This is a genomic window from Cerasibacillus sp., assembly GCF_036516575.1.
GTDB lineage: Bacteria > Bacillota > Bacilli > Bacillales > Amphibacillaceae > Cerasibacillus.
Map to the genome: position 1 here is coordinate 23555 of NZ_DATBTY010000054.1, position 6330 is coordinate 29884.

9 protein-coding genes and 1 other annotated feature (1 of these 10 running past the window's edge) are annotated in these 6330 nt (G+C 36.3%); of the genes, 3 read left to right on the forward strand and 6 right to left on the reverse strand.

Annotation, left to right across the window (positions count from 1 at the left end; all coding sequences use genetic code 11):
• Positions 1–192: a binding site (T-box leader), on the reverse strand; it reaches 2 nt to the left of the window's first position.
• Positions 193–241: 49 nt separating this feature from the next.
• A complete protein-coding gene (locus VIG73_RS09255) occupies positions 242–604 on the reverse strand; it encodes a DUF1992 domain-containing protein (protein WP_331641233.1) in 363 nt (120 codons plus the stop codon).
• Positions 605–711: 107 nt separating this feature from the next.
• Between VIG73_RS09255 and VIG73_RS09260 the strand changes: the two genes are divergently transcribed.
• Positions 712–996: a hypothetical protein gene (locus VIG73_RS09260; protein WP_331641235.1), complete on the forward strand. Its 285-nt coding sequence runs from the start codon at positions 712–714 to the stop codon at positions 994–996.
• 87 nt (positions 997–1083) lie between these two features.
• Here the strand turns inward: VIG73_RS09260 and VIG73_RS09265 are convergent, their stop codons facing one another.
• From VIG73_RS09265 to VIG73_RS09280, 4 genes are all read right to left on the reverse strand, one after another.
• Positions 1084–1638 carry a DUF1273 domain-containing protein gene (locus VIG73_RS09265; protein WP_331641237.1) on the reverse strand — a complete coding sequence of 185 codons (555 nt, stop codon included), beginning with the start codon at positions 1636–1638 and terminating at the stop codon, positions 1084–1086.
• 80 nt (positions 1639–1718) lie between these two features.
• Positions 1719–2153 (reverse strand): spore coat protein, encoded by a 435-nt coding sequence (locus VIG73_RS09270; protein WP_331641239.1) that lies wholly within the window; start codon positions 2151–2153, stop codon positions 1719–1721.
• An 84-nt stretch (positions 2154–2237) separates the two neighbouring features.
• The gene (locus VIG73_RS09275; RefSeq protein ID WP_331641241.1) at positions 2238–3011 is read right to left on the reverse strand and encodes an ABC transporter permease; all 774 of its coding nucleotides are present in this window, start codon (positions 3009–3011) and stop codon (positions 2238–2240) included.
• A complete protein-coding gene (locus VIG73_RS09280) occupies positions 2999–3973 on the reverse strand; it encodes an ABC transporter ATP-binding protein (protein ID WP_331641243.1) in 975 nt (324 codons plus the stop codon). Before VIG73_RS09280 ends, VIG73_RS09275 begins: the two co-directional genes overlap by 13 nt.
• Positions 3974–4167: 194 nt before the next feature.
• On the opposite strand from VIG73_RS09280, the gene VIG73_RS09285 reads away from it, so the two are divergent.
• Together VIG73_RS09285 and yidC are read left to right on the forward strand one after the other, a co-directional pair.
• Positions 4168–4533, forward strand: coding sequence for a hypothetical protein (locus tag VIG73_RS09285; RefSeq protein WP_331641245.1), 366 nt, complete (start codon positions 4168–4170; stop codon positions 4531–4533).
• The gene (yidC, locus tag VIG73_RS09290; RefSeq protein WP_331641247.1) at positions 4482–5300 is read left to right on the forward strand and encodes a membrane protein insertase YidC; all 819 of its coding nucleotides are present in this window, start codon (positions 4482–4484) and stop codon (positions 5298–5300) included. The genes VIG73_RS09285 and yidC overlap by 52 nt, the downstream gene beginning before the upstream one ends.
• Positions 5301–5420: 120 nt before the next feature.
• On the opposite strand, the gene mscL is transcribed toward yidC, so the two are convergent.
• Positions 5421–5792, reverse strand: coding sequence for a large conductance mechanosensitive channel protein MscL (gene mscL / locus VIG73_RS09295; RefSeq protein WP_331641249.1), 372 nt, complete (start codon positions 5790–5792; stop codon positions 5421–5423).
• Between the last annotated feature and the right edge of the window lie 538 nt (positions 5793–6330).

Sequence of the window (6330 nt, forward strand, 5' to 3'; positions counted from 1 at the left end):
TAGAGACGAGAAATTCCCGCGGTACCACTCTCATTGTTCAGTTGAACCAACTTTAAGATTAGATAACGGAAATAAACCGGCTTTATTAAGCTTCTCAGAAGTGCGTTTCATGATGGATAGTTAGTAGGCTCACACCATCCCTACCTCGCTTTATACTATGGGCATCACTACTCTCTTCCTCAGCGAATCAATTATAAAATTTTAATTATTATAACGATATATGGACGGTCCGTCAAAGTTTTTATCCCTCAATACGCATTCTTTGCAATGATGGTGGACACATATAATTATATTCTTTAATTTTTTTATTGATTGTTTTCAAGAGTTTTCGTTTTTCTTTCCGGTTATCCATTGTCTTCATTTTCTCTTTTAATTGATCAATGTCCTGACCTAATTCAATCCATCGAGGTAAGATATGATTATCTTTCATCGTCTTATGAAGTTGTGCCTCATATGGATTTGTCGCTGGTTGACCTAAGTTTAATGGTTTGCCTTTTCCGGGTAAATCATCGAATTGCCCATCAGCTTCTGCCTGCTTAATGATATCGGTTAGATGATCGCGATACTGTAATTTCTCATCAATTTCATATTCCTTTTTTGACACTTTATCCCACCTTTTTTGGCCTCATTAGACCGGTACTTTTAATGATGTCGCATAAGATGTTGAACTATGATATGATGAAAGAAATTTCATCGTAAGGAGTTAATATGATGATGTTAAAATTCTTTTTAGTCACATTGGTTTTATTCATTGTATTATTAAGTATAAATATATTTTTCAAAAAAAGAAACTCAAACCTACATTTTTTTATTCCTTTAGCTGGGGTCGCTTTAGGAGTCATATTAATTGGTCTTTCTATATTTATGAAAATTGATTTATCCGGTCTAGACATCTATGCCTTTGCAATCTTTGCTAGTTCAGCAGCCACATTTATTATTTCAGCTATTGCAGATAATATGTCCAGCTTAAAAAAGCACTATTTGTCAAAAAAATGATACACAGGGTGAGGTCGTTGAATCGTCAATGCGACCTCATATCCACTACCCGCACATGATTAGATTAGCACCGACTTCCCATTCCATTTACGAATCCCAATATCTCGGGTCACTCATTTGCCATTCTAAGACAGCATCATCTAAATCAGTTGGTGTTAAAGTAAGTATCGGATAATTAGCTTTTGATTTTGCTGCATCTAATAAAAAGCGATTACTTCCGGGAAAATCTTCATCCACTAGAAAAAGACAGCCATCACTTTTTTCAATGAGCCACTGATTCATGGCGCGGAATTGGTATGGCCCTTTATACTCACCTTGATATAGTGGTTTATAGAAGTCAGCCTGTATAAGCAATTCTTGATAGGCGAACTGCTGCGGTTCAGGCCAACGCTGATCCATATTTTCGAATGGAGGGATGACAGCTAATTGAATCGGATATGTTTCTTTTAAGTCGAGTAGAACTTCACCCGTCCAGATTTCAACACCCATCTGTCCAGAAATAAGAACCCATTCTAGGCCTTCTTCTATATATTGAATGAGCCGTTTTTTTAGTGCATATTTTATAAATTCAATCCGCTCATCATCGTGTTTAAAAATGTTCATTTCCATTGGCTTATAACCTGTTACAGCTAAGACTTTCATCAATAATACCTCCATCTCCCCCTATTATACTATCTCTCTTTAAAAAAATAAAAAACTGGCCTTCAAGCCAGTTTTTTAATCTACCTTCTTTTTTTGCAATGTGAAGAACAATGGCCATAACCTGCACCCATCACACCCATTTGTCCCATACCCGGTCCTGACCCTGGATACATTGCGCCTCCTACAGCCCCTGGACCTGACCCTGGATACATTCCTCCTGCTACAGCTCCTGGTCCTCCTGGTGACATAGCCCCTGCTACAGTACCCGGCCCTGGACTTGGCACCTCAAAGGAACCACCATACATATTTACACTATCATACGTGTTTTGAACAGATGTTGAATGAGGGTAAATATGTTTATTCTTTACTAGATGATGATTCATTATTGTTGTATGGGATGGATGAATATGCTCTACTTCACATTCAAAACAGTTGTGAACTGTGTCATGTTTTGTCGGATATACGACTTGATTCGGACATCCACGACGACATGGTCTACGATTAAATCGGCCCATATAAATCCCCTTTCTTGTGATATGTCACTATTACTCTATGACAGATGTGTAGGGATTGTATAAGACAGTAACCTATTTTTCGATTTAATAATGAGCTAATAACCCTTTTTTCATTGCAAAGCGTTCACAACCTAGATAAACAAATACACCTAACACGAAATAAACGACTGCGTTAATGATAAGAATTGAATAATCCATCATCGTTATATCACTAAATGTGGCTCCACTAATCATCACCTGTCTAACGAGGTCAATTCCTTTTACAAATGGAAAGTAAACAAGAAATGGAGCTTGCTTGATTGAGATGAATGTTAATGCTGCGATAATAAACTGTAAAATTTGTAAAAAAGCACTCACTTGTTTCCAGATAATCGATAAACCGGCAATCATAAATCCGATGCCCATCATACCCATAATCGTTAATATTAAGATAGGTGCTATCGCCACCACGTTTATGTGTAGCCATTGTCCAGTTGTTAACATCGTTAGAAATAGTAATACGACAAGAAGTGCTAAATCTAAAATAACGGTCGACGTTAATCTTGTTGCTAAAATACGCCATACACCCATTGGTGACATGTATAATTGTTCCAATGTTCCACGCATTGCCTCATTTGTTATTTGCCAACCAACAGACTGAATCACCATCATGCCTAAGAACCAAAACACATAATTCACAATTAAATACTGTGTATTTGTATCCGCACTGTTAGGGTCACCGATAAACTGTATACCTGCAAATAATCCGACAAAAATAAAATAGAACGTAAAGATCATGGCCAGTGTATTTGGTAAATAACGTTTTATTTCAATATACTCTTTTCTTAGATTTGCTTTAAATAGATTTAGCCAGCGCATACTTTCTCACCACCATTAACAATTTTCATAAAGACTTGCTCAAAATTGATTGTATCGCGGTCAATTGTTTCGACCGGTGTGTTTTCTAATTTAAGAATATCGAATAAATCATAGATCGCTTCACTTTGATAAAAATCAATCGCAATGGACGATTGGATGACATCTTCTGTATATGTTACTTGTGGAAAACGTTCCTGAAGTAATGTAACTTGTTTTCTAGTTAAATGTTCTCCTAATGTAACCGTGTAAGCTCGCACTTCAAATAGACGGAGCAAGTTTTCGATTGAGTCATCTGTGACTACTTTTCCTTGGTTAATAATAACCGTTCGATCACATATTTCTTGAATGACATCCATATCATGTGAACTAATGATAATCGTACGCCCATAGTCTTTAACGATATCTTTTAAAATCTCTCTCACTTCATAACTTGTTTCAATATCTAATCCCAATGTCGGCTCATCTAATAGAATCACTTCACTCTCAGCGAGCATGGCAACAGCAATCGCAAGTTTTTGTTGCATCCCTCTTGATAGACGGTTAACAAGCTCATTTTCCTTACTCTTTAAATTGAAGTCAGTTAGTAAGCGTTCCACACGTGAGCGGATTTCTTTACGCGATTCGCCCCGATTCCCAGCAAAATATTCCAAATTCTCACGGACTGTTAACCTCCAATATAAATTACGGTTTCCCTCTAAGACAGCACTAATATGTTCAAGTGATTGTAAACGATGCTTTCGATTATCCCTTCCATTGATCTTGATTGAACCAGAGTCTGGTATGAGTAATCCACAAATCATTTTAATCGTTGTTGTTTTTCCAGCGCCATTCGGGCCTAACAATCCTAGGATTTCCCCCTTCTTCACGACAAAAGACACATCATTGACAGCTTGAATGTACTCTTTAGAGCGTCTTTTTTTATAAGACTTATTGAGATTTTTAACTTCAATAATCGGTTCCATATTCCTTCCACCTCTGTTATTTCAAATTATTATCTATACTTTAACAATTCCAGAAAACAAACACGACACTCGGCGGATGTATTTACACTCAGACTAAAGGCTGATTTTTGTAAAAAGGGGTGGCTAAAGTTTAGATACGTTTTCTATCGTATTATGGTAAAATATAATTAACATATGACAGGAGGTGAATACAGATGATTCTTGATTTGATTAGTGAGTTCATTTTCGAGATGAGCCTTTATTCTATTTTTCTTATGGTAATTGTGTCTGCCTGCACAACATTTAACTTTCTATATCAGCAGACAGAAAAGTTTAAACAACAGCATTTAAATGTTGAAAGAAACTTTATTACAAATAAAAGACCCCTCCCATTGAATGGATCTATCGGAAAAAGGATGGTCAACCATGCTCAGAGAACAGTGAAGCGTCTTGAAGGCCCTGAAGATGACGATGCTGGTGACTATATCCCCTCGTTTTATCCATATAAGACAAAACGAGGAGGACTATTATGGAGCAATCTGTATTCACATCGTGCAAAAAATATACGTTCGTTATTTTAGTTTTGTTAATGACATTGCTTATAAGTGGTTGTTCAGGCAATATAGACACACCGATTGATGCACAAACAACTGGATGGTTTAACCATTATTTCGTTTATCCTTTTTCATTGTTAATTAAACAACTGGCAACTTGGCTAAATGGAAGTTATGGTTTATCGATTATTGTTATCACATTAACGATTCGGTTAATCCTCTTGCCGACAATGCTTAAACAGACAAAAAGTAATTTATTAATGCAGGATAAAATGAAGGTCATCAAACCGGAGTTAGACGCGTTAAAAGAAAAATATAAAGATAAACAAACGCGTGAAGATCAGATGCAAATGCAACAAGATATGATGAAGATATATCAAAAACATAATTTCAATCCTTTTTCTGCCGTCTCTGGATGTTTGCCATTACTAATCCAAACACCTGTGTTGATTGCTTTTTACTATGCAATCCGTAGAACACCAGAAATTGCCGCACAATCTTTTTTATGGTTTGATCTAGGACAAACAGATATATTGTTAACGGCGATTGCTGTGCTCATATATTTTATTCAATCGAGAGTGTCGTTAATCGGACTTGATGAACAACAACGTAAACAGTTCGCCATTATGGGGATTTTATCACCGATTATGATTGGGGTTATTTCATTGAATGCCCCTGCTGCCTTACCTTTGTATTGGGCTGTCGGAGGTCTATTTATCATTATTCAGACCTTGATTTCTAAACGTATTTTTCTGCAACATAAAAACGAGGCGGAAACATCCGTTGGAAACTAAATGATTGGGCTACAAATCATAAAAATAAAACCGCATGAAATCGAGGATTCTAAATCCAGTTTCATGCGGTTTATTCATCTTATAAGGGTTTTGTCCTAGGCTTGTTTTTTATATTTTATGCTAGTTTTGTTGTTCTTTTAAAAGGTCACGGATTTCGGTTAGCAATTGCTCTTGTTTATCAACTTCGGGTTCTTTTTCTTCCTCTTTTTTCTTAAACTTCATGATGAGACGGATAAATAGAAAAATAGAAAATGCAATGATAAGAAAATCAAGTACACTTTGAATAAACATACCATATTTCAACTCGGCACCACCGACTTTAAGTGCTAATCCTGAGAAGTCCACACCATTTAATAACATACCAATGAGTGGCATAATCACATGGTCTACAAGTGAAGACACGATATTACCAAATGCTGCCCCAATAATAACCCCGATTGCTAAATCTAGTACATTACCTTGCATAGCAAATTTTTTAAAATCTTTCCACATATGAGTGTCCCCTTTCTCTTTACCTTGAAATACGATTATCTTACTATATTTATTCTGTCGATGACAAGTCATATACCCATTTTTTAATACTTTTCAATAAATCGGGACTTTAATCATATTATGTTTACTATATTTCTTTATCCTTTCTACAATTGCAATTTGAATCTGGTCTTAGTTTTTCTATTAATAGAAAAACTAAGGCTAAGATAATAATAATTTGATAGAGTTCCAACTTGATCCCCTCCAATACATCTATGGGTATTATGGATTAAGTAATTACACGTTGTCAATAATTTAAGACTGGGTGGCTTATTCGTTATTGATCATTCGAAGGAATATACATGATGAGACAACGCATTGAAGGCTCAATGCGGCCTCTCGTATAGATTTTTCATCGCGAGACAACGTATTGAAGGCTCAATGCAGCCTCTCGTATAGATTTCGCACCGCAAGACAACGTGTTGAGGGCTCAATGCAGCCTCTCGTATAGATTTCGCACCGCAAGACAACGTGTTGAGGGCTCAATGCAGCCTCTCGT